At 44.0% G+C, this 19,642-nt stretch carries 17 protein-coding genes; 12 read left to right on the top strand and 5 right to left on the bottom strand.

The genetic code is table 11. The features are described from left to right. The first annotated feature begins 550 nt into the window (after positions 1 to 550). From FD04_RS04330 to FD04_RS04310, 5 genes are read left to right on the top strand one after another with little or no spacing between them, the layout of a single operon-like run. The gene (locus FD04_RS04330) at positions 551 to 1,924 is read left to right on the top strand and encodes a M20/M25/M40 family metallo-hydrolase (protein WP_056947284.1); all 1,374 of its coding nucleotides are present in this window, start codon (positions 551 to 553) and stop codon (positions 1,922 to 1,924) included. 31 nt (positions 1,925 to 1,955) lie between these two features. Then, positions 1,956 to 3,041 (top strand): methionine ABC transporter ATP-binding protein, encoded by a 1,086-nt coding sequence (locus tag FD04_RS04325; protein WP_056947281.1) that lies wholly within the window; start codon positions 1,956 to 1,958, stop codon positions 3,039 to 3,041. Next, positions 3,041 to 3,739 carry a methionine ABC transporter permease gene (locus tag FD04_RS04320; protein ID WP_056947279.1) on the top strand — a complete coding sequence of 233 codons (699 nt, stop codon included), beginning with the start codon at positions 3,041 to 3,043 and terminating at the stop codon, positions 3,737 to 3,739. Before FD04_RS04325 ends, FD04_RS04320 begins: the two co-directional genes overlap by 1 nt. 25 nt (positions 3,740 to 3,764) lie before the next feature. Further along, the gene (locus FD04_RS04315) at positions 3,765 to 4,916 is read left to right on the top strand and encodes an ArgE/DapE family deacylase (protein ID WP_056947276.1); all 1,152 of its coding nucleotides are present in this window, start codon (positions 3,765 to 3,767) and stop codon (positions 4,914 to 4,916) included. Between the two features lie 19 nt (positions 4,917 to 4,935). After that, positions 4,936 to 5,784, top strand: a complete 849-nt coding sequence (locus tag FD04_RS04310; RefSeq protein WP_054699071.1) for a MetQ/NlpA family ABC transporter substrate-binding protein — start codon at positions 4,936 to 4,938, stop codon at positions 5,782 to 5,784. A 513-nt stretch (positions 5,785 to 6,297) separates the two neighbouring features. Here the strand turns inward: FD04_RS04310 and FD04_RS04305 are convergent. Genes FD04_RS04305 through FD04_RS04295 form a run of 3 tightly spaced genes read right to left on the bottom strand, consistent with a single transcriptional unit; the run spans position 6,298 to position 8,007 of the window. Beyond that, positions 6,298 to 6,756, bottom strand: a complete 459-nt coding sequence (locus FD04_RS04305) for a MarR family winged helix-turn-helix transcriptional regulator (RefSeq protein WP_056947273.1) — start codon at positions 6,754 to 6,756, stop codon at positions 6,298 to 6,300. A gap of 17 nt (positions 6,757 to 6,773) precedes the next feature. Further along, the gene (locus tag FD04_RS04300; protein ID WP_056947270.1) at positions 6,774 to 7,466 is read right to left on the bottom strand and encodes a B3/B4 domain-containing protein; all 693 of its coding nucleotides are present in this window, start codon (positions 7,464 to 7,466) and stop codon (positions 6,774 to 6,776) included. Positions 7,467 to 7,485: 19 nt separating this feature from the next. Then, positions 7,486 to 8,007, bottom strand: a complete 522-nt coding sequence (locus FD04_RS04295; protein ID WP_191981749.1) for a GNAT family N-acetyltransferase — start codon at positions 8,005 to 8,007, stop codon at positions 7,486 to 7,488. Positions 8,008 to 8,173: 166 nt separating this feature from the next. Between FD04_RS04295 and pepI the strand changes: the two genes are divergently transcribed. The 3 genes from pepI to FD04_RS04280 all read left to right on the top strand — a co-directional run bounded on the left by pepI (position 8,174) and on the right by FD04_RS04280 (position 11,967). Continuing rightward, entirely contained in the window at positions 8,174 to 9,052 is an 879-nt protein-coding gene (gene pepI, locus FD04_RS04290; RefSeq protein ID WP_054699074.1) for a proline iminopeptidase, read from the top strand. A 697-nt stretch (positions 9,053 to 9,749) separates the two neighbouring features. Continuing rightward, complete coding sequence (locus FD04_RS04285) at positions 9,750 to 10,982, top strand: acyltransferase (RefSeq protein ID WP_082603117.1); 1,233 nt, start codon at positions 9,750 to 9,752, stop codon at positions 10,980 to 10,982. A 334-nt stretch (positions 10,983 to 11,316) separates the two neighbouring features. Continuing rightward, the gene (locus tag FD04_RS04280; protein WP_054699076.1) at positions 11,317 to 11,967 is read left to right on the top strand and encodes a LysM peptidoglycan-binding domain-containing protein; all 651 of its coding nucleotides are present in this window, start codon (positions 11,317 to 11,319) and stop codon (positions 11,965 to 11,967) included. Between the two features lie 121 nt (positions 11,968 to 12,088). Here the strand turns inward: FD04_RS04280 and FD04_RS04275 are convergent, their stop codons facing one another. Then, positions 12,089 to 12,964 carry a LysR family transcriptional regulator gene (locus FD04_RS04275; RefSeq protein WP_056947263.1) on the bottom strand — a complete coding sequence of 292 codons (876 nt, stop codon included), beginning with the start codon at positions 12,962 to 12,964 and terminating at the stop codon, positions 12,089 to 12,091. Positions 12,965 to 13,088: 124 nt separating this feature from the next. Here FD04_RS04275 and FD04_RS04270 point away from each other — a divergent pair, with 124 nt between their 5' ends. After that, complete coding sequence (locus FD04_RS04270; RefSeq protein WP_054699079.1) at positions 13,089 to 13,496, top strand: DUF2255 family protein; 408 nt, start codon at positions 13,089 to 13,091, stop codon at positions 13,494 to 13,496. A 222-nt stretch (positions 13,497 to 13,718) separates the two neighbouring features. Here FD04_RS04270 and brnQ read toward each other — a convergent pair whose 3' ends face one another. After that, complete coding sequence (brnQ, locus tag FD04_RS04265) at positions 13,719 to 15,047, bottom strand: branched-chain amino acid transport system II carrier protein (RefSeq protein WP_056947259.1); 1,329 nt, start codon at positions 15,045 to 15,047, stop codon at positions 13,719 to 13,721. 283 nt (positions 15,048 to 15,330) lie between these two features. Here brnQ and nrdD point away from each other — a divergent pair, with 283 nt between their 5' ends. The 3 genes from nrdD (at position 15,331) to FD04_RS04250 (ending at position 19,571) form a co-directional block, all read left to right on the top strand. Next, positions 15,331 to 17,529, top strand: a complete 2,199-nt coding sequence (gene nrdD, locus FD04_RS04260; protein ID WP_056947257.1) for an anaerobic ribonucleoside-triphosphate reductase — start codon at positions 15,331 to 15,333, stop codon at positions 17,527 to 17,529. A 28-nt stretch (positions 17,530 to 17,557) separates the two neighbouring features. Next, positions 17,558 to 18,145, top strand: coding sequence for an anaerobic ribonucleoside-triphosphate reductase activating protein (gene nrdG, locus FD04_RS04255; RefSeq protein WP_054699081.1), 588 nt, complete (start codon positions 17,558 to 17,560; stop codon positions 18,143 to 18,145). Between the two features lie 235 nt (positions 18,146 to 18,380). Beyond that, the gene (locus FD04_RS04250) at positions 18,381 to 19,571 is read left to right on the top strand and encodes an MFS transporter (RefSeq protein ID WP_056947254.1); all 1,191 of its coding nucleotides are present in this window, start codon (positions 18,381 to 18,383) and stop codon (positions 19,569 to 19,571) included. Positions 19,572 to 19,642: the final 71 nt, after the last annotated feature.

The following is a 19,642-nucleotide window of genomic DNA, read 5'->3' as shown; positions in this document are numbered from 1 at the left end:
AAGCCGGTCCCACATAGCTGGAAAAAGCCGCTAGCACGTAGTGGTAGTGACCGTGTTGAGGAATCGTAGAATGTACCATTATAATTAATGAACAATTCAAAAAAGCCACATAAACTAGCAATTGTACCGGATAATTGCATTAAAATTAAATTATGCTTGACTTTTACTCACCCAAGTCTCATACTTATCATCAAGTTGTTAAATACGAACGTAGCGACAAGGTGAGTAAGTCCTTTGATTGTCCCAAGAGAGTAACCATTTGGTGAGAGGTTACGTCAATCTGCGACTGAATATGGCCTTGATGATCGCTCCACAGCTGAGCAGTTGCAAAGTTGTGGCGGGAACTCCCGTTATAGAGCAAGGGTATGCACTAACTAGTAAGTACTTAATTACCGTCGTTAGTTGTACCCATCGAGGAATATCTCGTGAGGGGTATTCGAACTAAGGTGGTAACGCGAAAGCATTTTCGTCCTTTTCTAAATGAGAAGAGACGGAGATGCTTTTTTTCGTACAACGATAAAAAGACGGACAACAGAAAGGACATCAGACTATGAGCAAACAGACCAACATTGAAACATTTCAGGAAAAATTAGCTGAGTACATTCACCTCAGTTCTGTTTCGGCACAGTATCAAAACATTCCCGAAACAGCTGAATTTCTGAAAACAACGTTTGAATCACTTGGCGGTCAAGCACAGATTTTTACCGATGAAAAGTACCCATTGGTATTTGCTGACTTTCCTGCTAAAGATGCGGCTCGTAATCAAACGACGGTTTTGTTCTATAACCACTATGATGTTCAGCCAGCTGAACCGTATGATCTTTGGGAATCAGATCCCTGGACGTTGACTCGTAAGGATGGCAAGTTGATTGCTCGCGGGATTGCAGATTGTAAGGGCGACTTATTTGTTCGACTTACAGCACTTAAGAATTATATTGATGAAAATGGTCAGCCACCCGTTCACATCAAGTTTTTGGTTGAGGGCGCTGAAGAAATTGCCAGTCAGGGTTTGGAGACCTACTTCAAAAAGTACGCTGAGTTGTTCAGTACCGATTTGATCGTATGGGAATCCGGTGCAAAAAACGAACTTGGACAATTTCGGATTACCGGTGGCAATAAGGGCATCAGTTGTTTTGAACTATCGACTGATTCAGCTAACAGTGATCTCCATTCTTCTAACGCGGCAATTGTAGACGGTGCAATTTGGCACTTGCTTCAGGGTATTGCAAGTTTGAAGCAAGACGGCAAAATTGCCATCGATGGTTTCTATGATGGTGTTGAGGCGCCTAGCGAACGAGCCAAATCACTGGCGCGTAAAATGAATTTTTCACCAGCTGAATTATCTGACAAGTATCAATTAGCCTATCCCTTCTTACAGGGCGATGATTTGGATGCCATCAAGGAAGCCTACTTATTTGAACCAAGCCTAAACATTGAGGGCATTAGCGGTGGCTATGAAGGTGAGAGCGTTAAAACGGTGTTACCAAAGCACGGCGTGGCGAAATTCGACGCACGGTTGGTGCCGGGCCAAGTTCCTGAAGACATTGCCAAAAAGGTCAAAGCACAACTCGTTAAAAATGGTTTTGATGATATCAAGGTTGAGTTCACTATGGGTGTTACGCCATATCGCTCTGATATGGACGCACCAATCATCAAGGAATTGATTCAGACGGCCGAAAGTGTCTACGGTGGTGAAGATCAAGTTGAGGTGTTGCCAACATCAGCCGGAACAGGTCCTGCCTGGGAATTTAACCACTATCTCAATGCACCTATCGCCGCTTTTGGCATTAGTCATGCGGCTTCTGGACCACATGCGCCAAACGAAAACGTTTATGAAAGTGATTATCTACAAGGAATCGATTTCTTAGAACAATTTTTTGAAAGCCTTCATCAGCAAGTTAGACTTTCTGGTGCAGCACGGTAACTTAAATGAGAGTAATGAGGTGTAGTAAATAATGGTAGAAAAGGTAATTAGTTTAGAGCATATTGATGTCTCGTTCGACCAAGCCGGTGCGACTGTGCAGGCGGTCAAAGACGTCTCGCTCGAAGTCGAGAAGGGCGATATCTACGGTGTAGTTGGTTATTCAGGTGCCGGGAAATCAACCTTGGTGCGCGTCATCAACTTACTGCAAATGCCAACTGCCGGTAAAGTGGTGGTCAATGGCGAAGTGTTCTTTGAAAAGGCCAAGGACGGTCAAGCCAAACAAATTGGCGCGACGGAATTGCGAACGAAGCGACGTAACATCGGCATGATTTTTCAACACTTTAATTTGTTAGAAGAAAAAACGGTGATTAGAAACGTTGAGTTTGCTTTAAAACACAGCAAGAAGAAGCCCGCTGAAGTTACTGCTCAAGCGGAACGACTACTAAAATTAGTTGGCTTGGAGGATCGCAAGGACTTCTATCCGGCTCAACTATCGGGTGGTCAACAGCAACGAGTAGCTATTGCCAGAGCGTTAGCCAACGATCCTGAAATCTTGATTTCTGATGAGGCCACTTCTGCACTGGATCCGAACAGTACGGTTCAAATTTTGGATCTACTCAAGAAACTAAACAGCGAGTTGAACTTAACGATTGTGCTCATTACTCACCAAATGGAAGCTGTGAAGCAAATTGCTGATAAGATCGCTGTGATGAGTGAGGGTGAAGTAATCGAACGTGGAGATCTCGTCGATGTCTTTACTCATCCAAAGCAGCAGCTTACTAAGGAGCTGATCGGTACGGATGGTGAGTTGAACAAGGCGATTCATTTGCTGGATCGAGACGCCATTCAAAACGTTAACCATGAAGAATGGGAATTGGCGCACCTAACTTATACGGGGCGGGTAGTTGTTGAACCAATTGCCGCCAAATTATACAAGGATTTCAGCGTTGAAGTTAGCATCATTTTTGGTAACGTTGATGAGTTGCGCGAGACGCCAGTTGGTACCTTGTTCGTCACGTTAAAAGGCAGTACAGCTGATCGACAAGCCGCTGTGAAGTACTTACGGGATAGCGGCGTCGACGTTGAAGAGTTTAATTCAAGAGAGGTGATTGGCTAATGACATGGTTCGCAAAAAACTTACCTAACGTGGTTCACTTAGGCTGGTTCGGTCAAAATGGCTGGTTAACATCAATTGGCCAAACGCTATACATGACGTTTTGGGCCGCAATTTTCGGTGGTATTTTAGGGTTGATCTTTGGCGTTGGCCTAGTGTTGACGGATAAGCGCGGTATTGCAGAGAACCGTTTCTGGTTCAACTTCTTTGATAAAGTGGTGTCGCTTTTCCGGGCGGTTCCATTTATCATCTTATTGGCCTTTATCGCGCCGGTTACTCAATCAATCGTTGGGACGCAAATTGGCCCGACCGCGGCACTGGTGCCATTATCATTAGGGGTCTTTCCGTTTTATGCGCGTCAGGTTCAGGCCGCTATCGCTGGTGTGGATCGAGGCAAAATCGAAGCGGCTCAGTCAGTTGGGGCAACAACCACTGATTTGATTTTTGATGTTTATCTTCGCGAGGCCAGTTCCGAATTGATTCGGGTCACAACCGTCACGTTGATTAGTTTAATTGGGTTGACTGCCATGGCTGGTGCCATTGGTGGTGGTGGCCTTGGGAACACCGCAATTGCTTACGGATACAATCAATTTTCGAACGACGTCACGTTTGTGGCCACGTTCCTAGTCTTGATTCTAGTGGTTGTCGTACAACTATGTGGTGATTTATTAGCCAAGGCAACCAGCCATTCAAGTCGTTAATTTTGAGAAAGGAAGCACTTGTGTTATGAGTGAATCAAAGGAAGCAAGACTCAAAGTACTGACAGATTTATTGAAGATTCATACGCCAAACGGCAATGAAATTGAAGTTGCACAATACATTGGTAAATTGTTTGATCAAGCTGGCATCAGCTATCACATCGATTCGTTTGGTGATCGTCGCGCTAACCTAGTTGCTGAGATTGGTGACAAACAAACGGATGATGTTTTGGTGTTGACGGGGCATCAAGATACGGTGACGATTCCAAGACCGGAACAGTGGCAACATGATCCGTTTGGTGCAGAAATTGTGGGTGACCGGCTGTATGGTCGGGGCGCCGCTGACATGAAAAGCGGCTTAGCTGCTCAGATATTGACTTTGATTGAGTTGGTAAAAGAGGGCGTCTCAATTCCCGGCACGGTGCGCTTCATTGCAACTGCCGGCGAGGAGTTTGGGACACCAGGCGCTAACCGGTTGAACGATCAGGGCATTGCTAAGGATGTTAACGCCATGGTAGTCGGTGAGTCGTCAAATGGTAACGTGGTCTACGCGCACTCAGGTAGTTTTAACTACGAAATCATTTCTCACGGGAAATCAACCCATAGTTCTACCCCACAATTAGGGATAAACGCAATTTCGGGACTGAACGCCTACATCGATGCCGAGGCACACTTGTTTGATCAAGCGCCAGTTGATGACTACTTGGGTAAAGTCCAACACAGTGTGACCCTCATTAAGGGTGGTGATCAGGTTAACATCATTCCGGAATACGCCGAATTGTATGGTAACATTCGACCAACGCTGGCATTTGATAACCAGCATGTAGTGGATGCCATTGAAGCTAAGGTCGCTGAAATCAATAAGACGACGGATTATCAGTTGGAATTTAAAGTTATTCATAGTTGGCATCCAGTTGAAACTGACCCGCAATCACGGTTCGTTCAATTGGCGTTAACTTCAGTAAAGGCTAACTTTGAAGGTCGTGACGTTGATCTTAAGACCTATAACGGTGCGACCGATGCCAGCGTCTTCACGAAGAGTAACCCTAATATGGATGTTATCGTGTTGGGACCCGACGAGGAAACGGTGGTTCATCAAACGGATGAGTACACGACCATCAGTAGTTACTTGAGTATCATTGACACTTATAAAACCATTGTTAGCAATTATTTTAACTAAAGAATAGGGGAATATTATTATGAAACGTTCTACGAAATGGCTTATTGGAATTATCGTTGTTGTTGTGATTGTGATTGCTGGATTCTTCAGCTTTGGCGGTTCATTGGGCGGTAAGAAGGCTGCTCAGACCGTTACCGTTGGTCGAGTTGCACCATCTAAGGGTGACGAAGCAATTTGGAAAGTTATCAAGAAGACCGCTAAAGACAAGTACAACGTTAACATTGAATTCAAAGACTTCACCGATTATGTACAACCTAACAAGGCACTTCAAAACGGCGAAATTGATTTGAACGCTTTTCAAACACAACAATACTTAAACGTTTGGAACAAGACGTATCCTAAGAGTACCATCGTTTCAATTGGTAACACGATCGTCACACCACTTCGTTTGTACTCACAAAAGGTTAAGAGCGTCAAAGATTTGAAGAACGGTGCCACCATTGTGATTGATAACGATGCTGCTAACCAAGCGCGTTCACTTGAATTGTTACAAACTGCTGGTTTGATCAAGTTGAACAACAAGGTCGCAACGCCAACACCAACTGACATTACTTCAAACCCTAAGCACTTCAAGATTACCCCAATCGATTCAAACCAGACTGCTCGTCAATTATCAAGTGTTGATGCCGCAATCGTTAACGGTGGTTTTGCCCTTGCTGCTAAAGTTCCTAGCAAGTACACTATCTTCACTGAACCACTGAACAAGACGAACGCACAATACTTCAACATTATTGCCGCAACTAAGAAGAACAAGAACAAACAAGCTTACAAAGATGTTGTTAAAGCATACCAAACTAAGGCCGTTAAGAAGGCCATCACTAAAGCATATGGTGAAATCGAACGTTCAGCTTGGGACGTTAAGTTCTAAGTTAAACCGTAAGTGACATTAAAAAACTAGCTCACGACTTAAAATCGTTGAGCTAGTTTTTTTAGGTTTTTATCGTCCACCTTCGGCCTCCAGTCAGTTTTGGGGCGGGTACCAGTCACTGCTACCCGCCCCAAAACTGACTGGAGGCGCTACGGCTCACGTACTGGGTGAAATAATTAGGTTGCCGATGTAGCAAAAAATACCAAAAAACTTTAACCGGTGTAGTTATTATTTAGGTAGCTGACGGTTTCGATTGTCTTGGAGAATGGTTGTGCAATGTTACCCGTAGTGCGGACGGTAAGGGTGGACATGCAGTGAAACGACTGGGCAACTTCGTGGTTCGAGACCGCTTTTTGGCTCGAACCGGCCCCACAGCAAGTCCACCCTTACCGGGAGCCGGAGGCAAAATGAAAGCTCAATGTTAAAGTTCAGTTACGTTAAAAAACGCCGTGAAATCCGAAGAAATTCACGACGTTGATTTAGTGATTGAATAACCATTAACTGGTTTGATGCCTAATACTTTCGAACGCCACCTCGTTTTACAAAGTCCCAGTTATCGCTAACATTTTGCTGCATGCGTAGCAGGAGTTGTTTAACTTGTTGTTGTTCAGTTGCTGAGAAGCCCTGCAACGCAATCTGGGTAGAATGCTCATTTTCCGCACGAATTCGCGGGTAAACTTGATTGGCTTTTTCGGTTGGCCAAACGTGTTTTTGCTTCCGATCTTGATCGTCATTTTCACGACGGATAAAACCGTGCGCTTCAAGTTGCTGAATTGCCCGGGTAGCCGTAGCGCGATCTACTTTGATACGTTCACCCAGTTGCGTTTGTGTCAAGCCAGGTTCTTCACAAATTCGGCTCAGGTACATGTATTGGCCGCGGGTTAAATCAAACTGTTTAAATTCAATGTTAGCAATGCCATCTAAGGCCTTAGCAATGACACCGATTGCTCGCAAAGGATCATCTCCCGGCATGTGCATCACGCTTTCTATCATTCGGCGGTAAAGTTACTGATTTCGGCATCTACGCCAAATTCAGTCTTCAAACGGGCTTTTAACTCAGCGACAGCTTCGGTTTGACGTTCGCGTTGTTCAGCATTAATCGCTTCGATAACTAAAATAGCGTCTGTGGTCTTTTCAGTTAACATGGTTCGTTCGCCATCACGCCAGTTGAAGCAGCGGCAAATCGCACCGATTTTATCATAGTAAATTACTTCGCCAGGTAAAGCAGGTTCGTCTTCATCTGCGCCTAGAGGCTTAAATGGTTCGCCACCTTCAGCAACACCTAAGTGCATTGAACCGTCAATAGTCGCTAAGTCTTCGCCACCACAAGGCACGCCATAGGTGAGTGAAATACTGTTATAGACGTCGACAAGTGGATTGATTGGCGACAACTGCTTGCCCTGATCAACACGCTTTAGCAATGCTTCAATTGAAGAACGGGCACCCTTTTTCTTCTTGAATTTACTATAAGCATCACGCCACTGGCTCACAACGGCGTTATCACGGAAGGTGTCTTCGGTGAGGTACTGATGAGACTGCTTCATGGCTTCGTCGAGTATCGCTTGGTAGTGTGGGTCTTGTGACTCATCCACGCTGTTATCTAAACCATGGGCGACTAAGATACTAATTTGGGCATCTGGAAATAAGTCCCAAAATGCTGAATCTACAACTAATGCTGTCATATGCTCACGTCCTTATTAATTATTTTTTTAAAATTTTGTTCATTAAAATATCGCGTTGTCGTGACTGTCCCAGGGTAAATACGTGATCATCAAAGGGCACAAAACCAAAACTTTCGTAGAACTTCTGGGCCGCGTGGTTGCGTTCCCAAACGCCTAACCAGACCCGCTTTTTGTTAAGCTGAAAGCCACTTTTAATGGCGTAATCCATGAGTTGACGACCAAAGCCCATGCGTTTAAAGGCTGGTCGGATGTAGATTCGTTCAACTTCTAGTGCATCTGGGCCTTGCACTTCGCTCTGAGCGTCATCAATATTGAGCTTGGTGTAACCCACGATTTGATTGTCATGATATAACGCGTAAAAACTTGAATTTTCATTGTTAAGTTCACTCGTCAATTGAGAATCACTGTAGGCACTATCAAGGTACCGCTGTAGGTCCTCTGGGGTATTGTACTTACCAAAGGTGTCAGCAAACGTCTCACGGCTGATAGCTTGTAATGCTGTTAAATCCGCAATCGATAACTGAACTAACTTATCTGTCATAAATAGCTTCACTCCTTCAAAAAGTTGCTTGTTGCAATTGCAACTAATAATTGATTTCATTCTAACGCTTCCGTTAAATACTTGCAAGAACTTATTAATCTAGTCGCTCAATCTCTGCGACAAGGCGTACAATTTAAGTAACGTTGTGGAAGGGAGTTATTGATTTATGAAAATTGAAGAAGGTTATATGCCATTTCGCGGCTACCAAACCTATTATCGAATTGTGGGCGAGGCACAACCAGGTCAAGCACCACTCTTACTCATTCATGGCGGACCAGGTTCATCTCATAATTACTTTGAATTGATGGATGACTATGCTAATACGGGTCGACAATTGATTATGTATGATCAAGTGGGTTGCGGTAAGTCATCGCTGCCAGAAGATGAGAGCGTTTATGTCAAGGAAACTTGGGCAGATGAGTTAATTGCACTGCGCCAATATCTTCACCTTGACCAAGTACATATGCTGGGTCAATCGTGGGGCGGTATGCTCGAAATGTTTTATCTCACGCAATATGATCCAAAGGGGATTAAAAGTGTGATGATTGACGGCTCACCAGCCTCAATTAAACTTTGGACGCAAGAGCAACACCGTTTAATTTCTTATTTAAGTTATGAAGATCGGACTGCGATTGCTGAGGCTGAACGAACGGGTAACTTTAGTGGGCCTAAGTACTTAGCAGCCAACGACCGTTATATGGAGCGCTATTGCTGGGATGATCCCGATGAAAATTCGCCAGAACCATTGCGGCGGCCAACTAACGGTAAGCGCGCTAGCTTGATAGCGGAAGGGCCTAATGAATTTACCGAAAATGGGACGATCAGTGACTTTGACGTCACGGATGATCTACACAAAATTCACGTGCCAGTGCTAGTGACTAATGGAACCGATGACCTGTGCACACCGCTGATTGCTAAGTCAGTTTATGATCATATTCCGGGTGCTAAGTGGCATTTATTTGCGAATAGTCGGCATTTAGCTTTGCTTGATCAACACGATGAATTCATCTCGGTGTTGGATCATTGGTTGAAATCAAATGATTAAAGTGTGATTCAGGAAGCTGCTAAATATTTAAAAATAGGACGATGCCTTTTTGGGGTATCGTTCTATTTGTATATGCCAGAGCGTGGGATGATTCCGTCTTCGGCCACCAGCCAATTGTTTGCCTGGTAGCTGTGGGACCGACTTCAACCGCTTCGCGTTTTCCGTCTCGTCTCTGAGCCTCGAAATTCACGAGTCTCAGAAACGTCCAGTACCACTAAGCGCTACGCACAAAGTGGTACTAGTCACTGCTACCCGACAAACAATTGGCTTCTGGCGCTACGGCTAACGTACGAGGCAAAGGCTAGTGCAACATTATTTCTTGAGAGTGATTCAAGAATGATACTAATGATGAACTTTACAGCGTAGTAACGAGAACGGAAGGTAACGTGCTTTTTCGGTTGCAGTGACAAGTTCGAGTTAGCGGTTTGCCGCTTACTCGAACTGGGCGTTTGTGAGACTTCGGTTTGTGAAGGCTCACAGACGAAGCGGAAGACACGTGTTTTTCGTGGCTGAAGCTGGTCCCACAGTAACCGAAAAAGGGCGTTACCTGGAGTGGCAGTGGCATCCCCAATGGTTGGTTAATAATAAAAACAGCAATTACACGATTATGTGCCAAAGCACGCCAATACTTAAGTCCGATTTAAGTTAGTCTTGATAGAATAATTCAATTAACTATCTTTGATCGGAGTGATAAACGTTGCAATCATCAGCTGTCTCAACCAAGCCTAAGAAGCGTCGACACCTTTATGAGGTGGACTTTATGCGAATTTTCTTCATCTTTGGGGTGTTGTTAAATCACACAACCACCGCCTTCGCTAATCGTATGACCGACGCAACTGGTTGGGCACACATGACTTTAGTCTCAACCCACTTAATGTTGCACTTTACCCGAATGGGCTTCATGTTTATGACTGGCCTAGTGTTGACCCTAAGTTACTATAACCGAAACGATTGGCCAACGTTCTTTAAGAAGCGGCTTGCAGGCTCTGGTTGGCCGTATTTACTGTGGAATTTTTTCCTGTTACTTGCAATGATGATTTTTTCTGATTCGCACTTGGCTAACCTCTCAGTGTTTTCGCAAACTTATTGGGATGCTATTATCCACGGTGACCGTTTTTACCTATACTATATTTTGATCACACTGCAACTTTACCTACTATTCCCATTTATTGTGAAGTTGTTTAAGGCCTTGCCGAAAAAGCATAACTGGATTTTAGGGATTAGCTTTACGATTCAGTTGGTGTTGATGTTTATCATTAAATACGGATTACCACACGTCGATCGTTCAAATTGGCTCTGGTGGTTTTCAAATTATGGCGTTAACGTCTTCACTTATCAGTTCTACTTTATCTTTGGTACGTACGCGATGCTGCACTATGACGATGTGACGGGGTGGATTCAAGGACACATTAAGTTAATTGCCCCCGTCACAATTTTACTTGGATTGGGGACGATTCCTTACTATCTAAGTTATAACGAGTCGTTTTTGGGCCTTGATGGTGGCGCAGCGGTTTCGCCACACCAACCATATATGTTAGTTTACGATACGATGATGATTATCCTGGTATTCTGGATTGGTAAGGCATACGCGTATTGGCGTGAACACGGTATTTGGCCATGGCTTGAGACCTTCATTAAAAATGGCGCAATCATCAGTTTTGGGATTTACCTTGATCAAACCCTTGGCTTAAATGTCTTAAGCCGATTTCTGACGATTGTCCATGCACCAGATTGGGTGTTTTTCATTGCTCTACCCGTTGGTTATTTATTTGTCATTGGCTTTTCCTTCGCAGTGGCTTGGTTTTGCTATAAAGTACCGCCATTCGGCATCTTTATCGGTCGACCACAGTGGCATATCCTTAAAAAAAATCGGGTGGCAGCACAGCAACGTGCTGAAAAACGACGCCTTCAAAAGGCAGAAAACGGCTAAAATGAGTTAAATCAGTCAAAATCCTCACAATTTTAGCGAAATATCATGTTTCTGAAAGCTGAAATTTAGTAATATATTTAATCTCATGTTCGGGTCGATAATCTTTAATAAACCGGTTTCGTACTCGACGTGACCGAATTTGTACACAACAATTGTGTGAGACAGCAATATTACAATTATTACAGAAAACGAGTTTATTGTTGCAGTTCGACTTGTGTTCTTAAATTGTGTGATACGTCAGAGTAATACCTAGCCTGTAGACTTTGTCGTGTTGATTGATCGGATCGACACATTGACAGACCGTTTAGGTTTAAAGTTATAGGAGTGTATTTACTTGAAAAAATTCGTTACTACAATTTTAGCAACATCTGCAGCCGCCGTTGGCTTATTCTTCGCAAGCGCAACTGGCGCAAGTGCTTCCACGACTTACACCGTTAAGTCAGGCGATTCAGTATGGAAGATCTCGCAAACGTTCAACACGACCATTAACGCCATCGAAAACGCAAACAACATCAGCAACCACTTAATCTTGGTTGGCGAAAAGTTGACGATTCCTGATGGCTCAACGACTAGCTCAACAACTACTGCTGCTGCATCTACGACACCAGCAACTACTAGTCAATCAACGACTGCTTCACAATCAACTTCAGGTTATAGCAACCAAGCTGCAAGCAGTCAGGCAACAACTTCAAACAATACTGCTTCAACCACGAGTTCAACGACCGGCTCATCAAGCAGCTACACTGGTAGCAACATGAAGAGCTACGTCTTGAACCAAATGGCTTCACGGACTGGTGTTTCAGCTTCAACTTGGAATGCTATCATCACCCGTGAATCTGGTTGGAACTCATCAATTGTGAACAGTACTAGTGGTGCATATGGTTTATTCCAAAACATGCACATTAGTAGTGGCGATGTAACGAGCCAAGTTAACGCGGCCGTTTCATTGTACAACTCACAAGGTTTAGGTGCTTGGGGTTACTAAACAACCGCCCTTAACCAATTAATTTCGATCAATCCCAAAACGCATCACGACGCTTAGCGCTGTGATGCGTTTTTTTTGTTTCAGTACTTTTAAAGTAATCTTGAGCGAATAAATCAATTTTTTACATGGTTAAATCACTTTTAAGCTGTTTCAAAAAAGTCTCTGCTGCAGTTGATAAATGCTGGTGTTTCAACCAAACTAAACTAGATCCGGCAGTTTGACGGGGTGTAAGTGGTACAAAAACCAGATCAGACTGGTTGGTGTTAACGATGCCATCGAGGCAAAGTGCAGCACCGACACCGGCTGAGACTAGGAGCGACGCATTATACAGTAAGTTGTAGGTCGCAACAACTTGAATTTGCGAAAAGCTGTCGCCAAACCAGTCCTGTAAGAGGTCTTGCATGCCACTTTGGTGAGAAATAATCAGCTTTTGCTGCTGCAAGTCAGCCAAAGTGACGTGATCTTGTTGTGCCAGTGGTGAACGGTTAGGCACGAGCAAGCCCCAGCGACTTTCACCAGGTAGGTGGATAAAATCGTAGTCGGTTTTGATTGCTGGTTCCATGACCACACCAAAATCGAAAACGCCACTTTTTAAGTTTGTACGGACTTCATCAGCGTTGGTACTAAAGATTTTAGCTTGGATTTTAGGATAGTCTTGTTGCACATGGGCTAACGCATGGGCAACGTTTAAAAACGACTTTGCTTCAGCGGCACCGATCACAAATGACCCCTGAATGTCGTTTTGATTATAAAGGTTATCAACCGTCTTATCAGCTAACGCCAGAATCTGTTCAACTTGGTGATAGAAATATTCGCCACTTTCAGTTAACGTAATGGCACGACTGCCACGTTCTAACAAGGTAGTTCCTAGTTCGGCTTCCAAATCGCGCAATTGTCTAGAAATGGTTGGTTGAGAAACGTGTAATTTGGCAGCAGCCTGACTAATATTTCGCTGTTGCACAACGGTTTGAAAGTACCTGAGCACTCGAAGTTCCATCATATCGCCTCTTATATAGCTATTTTGTATATCAATATATTAATTATAGATATTAGACATGATATCAGTCAAGCAGTATGCTAACCATATCGAATGTAATCGTTAATCAAGTGGAGGAAACAGCATGATTGAAGAGGGAAAACATCAACTGAATTGGTCTGCAAGTCAAGCGCAACAGTTTCGCGTTGCGGATGATTTGCGAGTGTCGCCCTTCTATGAAGATGGGAAAACTTTCGGAACGCCAACGTGGATCTGGTCCGTAGTGGTTGACGGCCAGTTATATATTCGAGCCTGGCACGGTCAAAAATCACGGTGGTATCGTTCAGCGGTGACACAAGGAAGCGGCAAGATTACAATTGCTGGTCAAAATTATCTGACGACGTTCAAATGCGTGGAAAATGAGACTTTAAATCGACAAATTGATCAGGCTTACCAATTGAAGTATGGCAATAGCCCGTACCTATTGCCGATGTTAGCGAACGGCCCAAGAAGTACGACAATGCAAGTATTGCCTAGAAGCGAAAGGAAATAAAACTTATGACGACAGTAATGATATTAGGTGCCAGGTGCCGGTCACGTCGATCTATATGACCGAGTTGATTTAATTCCGTTTGATAAATTAAACGATTTTTTTGCAAAATATCTTAAATAATTAAAGCTAAAACAGGCGCTCACCGCACGTTATACATCGCGGTGAGCGCCTGTTTTATGATTTAACTAACAATCGGTTTGATTGATTTAATGGTGATTAGAATTAATGACGTACTTGACTGAGCACCCAACCAATCACTAACCCAACTAAGGCAGGTACCGTCCAGCCTAACCCGAAGCTAAAGCCAGGTAGAAATTGCCCTAGGTTTAATAGTGACGCTACGATACCAGTGTGTAGGCTAGCTGGCATGGCATTCAGACCATCGAGTAATGCTGGAATGAGTGTGAAAATGGTGACGGTCCCGAATAACCAGCGCGAATCTCCAAGCATCGGCGTAAGCAGCGCAGTTAGAATTAATGTAATGGCCAACGGATAAATAAAGTAGAGAATTGGCGTCGAGAAGGCCAATAGTCGGTCTAAACCAACATTAGCAAAAATGAGCGGCACTGCACTAGCGAAGGCAATCAGTGCGCCATATGGCACTCGTGGGAAAAGTTCCTTAAAGGTATCACCAAACGCTGTAATGAGACCAATCGCAGTCTTGAGGCATGCGATGATAACCAATAACGCGAGTAAGACGTTACCGAAGCTACCAAAGTAGGCGTGGGCAACGTTTGCCAAAACCGGACCACCGTTCTTTGCGCGAGCAAAGACGCTGAGCGCGTTTCGACCTAGCAATGCCAGGAGTCCATAAATAATGGCCATCAAAAAGACCGCCAGACTACCAGCACGAATCGTATCATTGGCAATTCGTTTGGGTTCAGACACTCCCAATGCCTTGATTGCGTTGACCACAATGATGCCAAAGGCCAGTGCGGCTAGGGCATCCATCGTCGAGTAACCGGCCGTAAAGCCAGTGACTAGTGGTACTTTAGCGTAGTCACCAACGGCTGCGCCCCCGTTACCCATTGGTTTAATGACCACCATAATCAGGATGGCGGCTAATAAAATCAGAAAAGCCGGTGTCAGAATTTTACCAACGTAGACCATAATTTGACTTGGTTTGCGCGCAAATAACCACGCAATCAAGAAAAACAAGATGGAATAAACTAATAGTCCACTGGTCTGATGCGCTGATCCAACAAACGGTTGTAAACCGACTTCATAGGAGATGGAAGCGAGTCGTGGCAACGCAAAAAGTGGACCGATGCAGAGGTAAAGGAGAATCGTAAAACCAAAGGCATAGAAGCGGCCGACCTTTTCAGCCAGGTGAAAGACGCCATCGGTACGTGTGAGCCCAATTGCGGTCACGCCCAGTAACGGTAAACCAACGCCTGATACCAAAAAACCAATTAATGCCGGCCAGAACTGGGTCCCCGCTTGTTGACCCACAAAGACTGGAAAAATTAAGTTACCGGCCCCAAAAAATAGGCCAAAGAGCATCATACCAATGACAAAATGGTCCTTGATGCTGAGTTTTTGTGTGTTCATGTTGTTATTCGCCCCTTAAAAGAATTCAACTGACTTTATTGTATCTAAAATTGGTCTAGCGACCCTGAGAAAACACTTAGAGTTACCAGCCCTAAAAACAAAATATAGGGCATTCCCTTAATTCTTGAGCTGGACATGATTCCGGAATATGTCAACGACGCCTACTATATATTGTGGTTATAATTCAAAATTCTTTCAAATTGCACACAATATATGGTTGTCAGACGGACTAAATCTCTATATCATGTAGATATTGTACATAGATCGAAGGGAAGTTGATTATATGCAAGAGCCTAAAGAATTAACCATCGAAACGCTTACAGTTGTGAAGCGTGATGGCCGAAACGTAAAATTTGATGCGACTAAAATTGAACGCGCAATCGTTCGAGCTGCCAAGTCAGTTGATACAGAGTTAACCGAAGCAGACCATCAAGACATTGAAGATGTGATGGTGGCCGTTCTCGACGAAATTAGCAGTCGGTTTAAGGACGATGTCAAAATTTATGAAATTCAAAGCATCGTGGAACACGAATTAATGGAACGCCAGCAGTTAGAGTGGGCCCAAGCCTACATTAATTACCGGGCCCAAAAGGATTTGAAACGTAACCAAGCAACCGACATCAATTTCACGATTCAAAAGTTATTGAAAAAAGATGCCACGGTTGTGAACGAAAACGCTAATAAGGATAGTAACGTTTTTAACACACAACGTGATTTGACCGCAGGCACTGTGGCTAAGGCGATGGGGTTAAAGATGTTGCCCCCCAAGGTTGCTAATGCGCACTTAAAGGGCGATATTCACTGGCATGATTTAGACTACCAACCATACAGTCCAATGACGAACTGTTGTCTGATCGACTTCAAAGAAATGCTTAATCACGGCTTCAAGATTGGTAATGCTGAAGTTGAACCACCTCACTCAATTCAAACGGCGACCGCTCAGATGTCACAGATTATTGCAAACGTGGCGTCAAGCCAATACGGTGGCTGTTCAGCTGATCGCGTTGATGAGTTATTGGCGCCGTTTGCGATGAAGAACTACGAAAAGCACTTGATCGATGCACAAAATTGGATTGATGGTGAAAAACGCCAAGCAGCCTTTGCTAAGCAAAAGACCATTAAAGATATCGATGATGCTATGCAAGCACTCGAGTATGAGATCAACACCCTGTATTCATCACAGGGCCAAACACCGTTTACCACGCTGGGCTTTGGTTTAGGCACTAACTGGGTTGAACGTGAAATTCAAAAAGCCATTTTGAACGTTCGTATTGAAGGACTCGGTAAGGAAAAACGGACCGCTATTTTTCCTAAGTTAGTCTTTACCATCAAACGGGGCTTGAACTTAAAGCCAGAGGACCCGAATTACGACATTAAGCAGCTGGCCGTTGAGTGTGCCACTAAACGGATGTACCCTGACGTTTTAATGTACGATAAATTAGTTGAGTTGACTGGCTCCTTCAAAGCACCAATGGGCTGTCGTAGCTTCTTGCAGGGCTGGAAAGATGAAAACGGCCAAGAAGTGAACGCCGGTCGAATGAACCTCGGTGTTGTGACACTTAACTTGCCGAGAATTGCCTTAGAGTCAAAGGGCAATCAGGATAAATTCTGGGCTATTTTAAAGGAACGCTTAGCTATCTGCAAGGAAGCGTTAGTATTTAAGGTTAACCGCGCCAAACAAGCCACACCCCAAAACGCGCCGATTCTGTACCAGTATGGCGCCTTTGGCAAACGACTAAAGCCCGATGAGAGTGTTGATGAACTGTTCAAGAATAAGCGTGCAACGGTCTCACTCGGCTATATTGGCCTTTATGAAGTTGGCACGGTATTCTTCGGGCCAACTTGGGAACACAACCCGGCTGCTAAGCAGTTTACCGTCGATGTTGTTAAGAAGCTATACAATAGCTGTCAAGACTGGGAAGACGAGTATGGGTACCATTTCAGCGTTTACGCAACTCCAGCTGAAAGCTTAACGAACACTTTCTGCCAAGCTGATATCAAGAAGTTCGGCCGGATTAAGGACGTAACGGACAAGGAATACTATACCAACAGTTTCCACTATGACGTTCGTAAAGCGCCAACTCCGTTTGAAAAAATCGACTTCGAAAAGGAATACCCGCCATATAGTGCTGGTGGCTTTATTCACTACTGCGAATATCCTAATTTGAAGCAAAACCCGAAGGCACTTGAGGCCGTTTGGGACTACGCTTATGATCGAATCGGCTATCTAGGCACCAACACACCAATCGATCAATGTTTCGAATGTGGCTTCAAGGGTGAATTTAAACCAACGGCCCGTGGCTTCGAGTGCCCACAATGTGGTAATCATAATCCAGCAACCTGTGACGTGGTTAAGCGGACGTGTGGTTACTTAGGGAACCCTAACCAACGACCAATGGTGCACGGTCGTCACGTTGAAATTGCTAGTCGGGTCAAGCACATGAGCTTAGGCAACGACAGTAACGATATTGCACGACAGTAATTAACAGAAAAAATAAAGGTGATGTGAAATGCCAACCAAAAAGGAACCAAGATTACCGAAGAATCCACAACCACAAGAGTGGCTGGCGGATGACCTCAGTGAGCAACGCATCGCCAGTTATAAGCCCTTTAATTTTGTTGATGGCGAGGGTGTTCGTTGTAGCTTGTATGTGAGTGGCTGCAAGTTCAGCTGCCCCGGTTGCTACAACAAAGTTGCCCAAAACTTCCACTTTGGGACACCTTACACGCAAGAATTAGAAGACCAGATTATCGACGATTTAAGTCAGTCTTACGTTCAGGGGCTAACGCTACTGGGTGGTGAGCCATTCTTAAACACCCAGGTTTGCTTGAAACTGTGTCGACGAGTGCGTGAAGAATTCGGTCACGACAAAGATATCTGGAGTTGGACGGGTTATACATGGGATGAACTGAAACAAGAATCAGAGGACAAGCAAGAATTACTGTCCTTACTAGATATCTTAGTTGATGGGCGTTTCTTACAAGCTCAGATGGACCTAACTCTACAGTTCCGTGGCAGTGGTAACCAACGGATTATTAACGTACCGGCTTCACTGCAGTCAGGCGAAGTTGTAATCTGGGATAAACTGGTTAAGTAGATTCTTACAACTAGCGATGATTCAAGTCACGCCACGTTCTGGCAAGTGACTTCAAAATAAATGAATCTTTCACAATGAAACAGCGTCGAAGTAAGCTTTTATCCGTAAAAGCCACTTCTGACGCTTTTTTATTTGGCAATTAATTTGACAAAAGTGTTGTGTGTTAGCGCACTTGTGAAAAATAGTGTACGCTACTAACAGTGAAATTCGGTTTATGTTAACAGGGAGGATTGTTTTGAGTAAGTATCGTTTACAGGCAACTATGTTCGTGTTGGTTGCGTTTATGCTTGGGTGTAATGAATTCATGGTAGTCGGAATCTTGTCCGATATTGCCAACCATTTACACGTATCGATTGCGGCCGTGGGGTATTTAGTCACGATTTTTGCGACAGTTTATGCAATTAGTACGCCATTCATCACCGTTTTAACGAGTAAGTTTAACCGCCGTAAAACACTCTTGGCTTTGATTGCCATCTTCTTGGTCGGTAATACCTTAAGTGGTGTTGCGACTAATTATTGGTTCATGATGCTGTCACGGATCATCTCGGCGAGTGTTTCCGGCGCCATTATCTCGTTGGTCATGACGTTTGCGACCGTGATTGCACCAATTCAGAAGCGGGCTGGATTGGTTTCGTGGATCTTTGCTGGATTCAGTATTGCTTCCGTCTTTGGTGTGCCGATTGGGACAACGATTAGTACGACGTATGGTTGGCGTTACGCTTTTTTTGCGGTATCCGTCATTACCATCATTATTTTTATTTTGTTGATTTGGATTTTACCCCGCAACGTTAAGCAGGTGCAGGGGTCAATTGGCGGTCAGTTAAGCCTATTAAAGGATCCAAGAATTTATATTGCGATTATTCTAGTGATGTTTACGGCGGCCACGATGTACGCATACTATACCTATATTCGACCATTATTAACAACGGGGATGGGCTTCAGCACCGGGAGCTTGAACATCCTGTTATTTGTGATTGGGATTATGAGCATTTTGAGTAACCGCTGGTCAGGCTACATCGCTGAAAATGGTGGACTTAATAAGATGCCAAAGTACTATATCGCAGACATCGTCTTACTGGTGCTGTTACCGGTTGGTTTGCATAGTAAAGTAATTGGGTTTGGCATCGTTTTGATCCTAAGTTTGATTGTGACGTTGCTGAATTCACCAATTCAACTACACTTCTTAAACACGGCCGAGCGGGATTATCCACAATCGATGGTCTTGGCTTCTTCACTGAGCTCAATTTTCTTTAACTTTGGAATTTCATTAGGGTCAGCAACAGCTTCCATCTTAGTTGGGGTGGTTGGTGTTGACAAAATCAGTCTGGGTTCAGCGATTTATGCGTTGATTGCACTAGGATTGATTATTGTGCTAAATCGCGCCATTCGGAATGGTAAAGTTAACCAAGCAAAGGTGTCTGAATAAAATAGATTGATTGAGTTAGATTGATTTTCTATAAGCTCAATCAATAATTGAATAACAGTTATCAAAATCAG

This window comes from Secundilactobacillus odoratitofui DSM 19909 = JCM 15043 (genome assembly GCF_001434895.1).
Lineage (GTDB): Bacteria > Bacillota > Bacilli > Lactobacillales > Lactobacillaceae > Secundilactobacillus > Secundilactobacillus odoratitofui.
Note: the sequence above shows the minus strand (reverse complement) of the source record. Positions and strands in the feature narration are given on the sequence as shown.

Bases quoted from the DNA above. Each gene is read 5' to 3' on its own strand.
- FD04_RS04330 (WP_056947284.1), top strand. From the start codon at position 551: ATGAGCAAACAGACCAACATTGAAACATTTCAGGAAAAATTAGCTGAG.
- FD04_RS04325 (WP_056947281.1), top strand. From the start codon at position 1,956: ATGGTAGAAAAGGTAATTAGTTTAGAGCATATTGATGTCTCGTTCGAC.
- FD04_RS04320 (WP_056947279.1), top strand. From the start codon at position 3,041: ATGACATGGTTCGCAAAAAACTTACCTAACGTGGTTCACTTAGGCTGG.
- FD04_RS04315 (WP_056947276.1), top strand. From the start codon at position 3,765: ATGAGTGAATCAAAGGAAGCAAGACTCAAAGTACTGACAGATTTATTG.
- FD04_RS04310 (WP_054699071.1), top strand. From the start codon at position 4,936: ATGAAACGTTCTACGAAATGGCTTATTGGAATTATCGTTGTTGTTGTG.
- FD04_RS04305 (WP_056947273.1), bottom strand. From the start codon at position 6,756: ATGCCGGGAGATGATCCTTTGCGAGCAATCGGTGTCATTGCTAAGGCC.
- FD04_RS04300 (WP_056947270.1), bottom strand. From the start codon at position 7,466: ATGACAGCATTAGTTGTAGATTCAGCATTTTGGGACTTATTTCCAGAT.
- FD04_RS04295 (WP_191981749.1), bottom strand. From the start codon at position 8,007: ATGACAGATAAGTTAGTTCAGTTATCGATTGCGGATTTAACAGCATTA.
- pepI (WP_054699074.1), top strand. From the start codon at position 8,174: ATGAAAATTGAAGAAGGTTATATGCCATTTCGCGGCTACCAAACCTAT.
- FD04_RS04275 (WP_056947263.1), bottom strand. From the start codon at position 12,964: ATGGAACTTCGAGTGCTCAGGTACTTTCAAACCGTTGTGCAACAGCGA.
- FD04_RS04270 (WP_054699079.1), top strand. From the start codon at position 13,089: ATGATTGAAGAGGGAAAACATCAACTGAATTGGTCTGCAAGTCAAGCG.
- brnQ (WP_056947259.1), bottom strand. From the start codon at position 15,047: ATGAACACACAAAAACTCAGCATCAAGGACCATTTTGTCATTGGTATG.
- nrdD (WP_056947257.1), top strand. From the start codon at position 15,331: ATGCAAGAGCCTAAAGAATTAACCATCGAAACGCTTACAGTTGTGAAG.
- nrdG (WP_054699081.1), top strand. From the start codon at position 17,558: ATGCCAACCAAAAAGGAACCAAGATTACCGAAGAATCCACAACCACAA.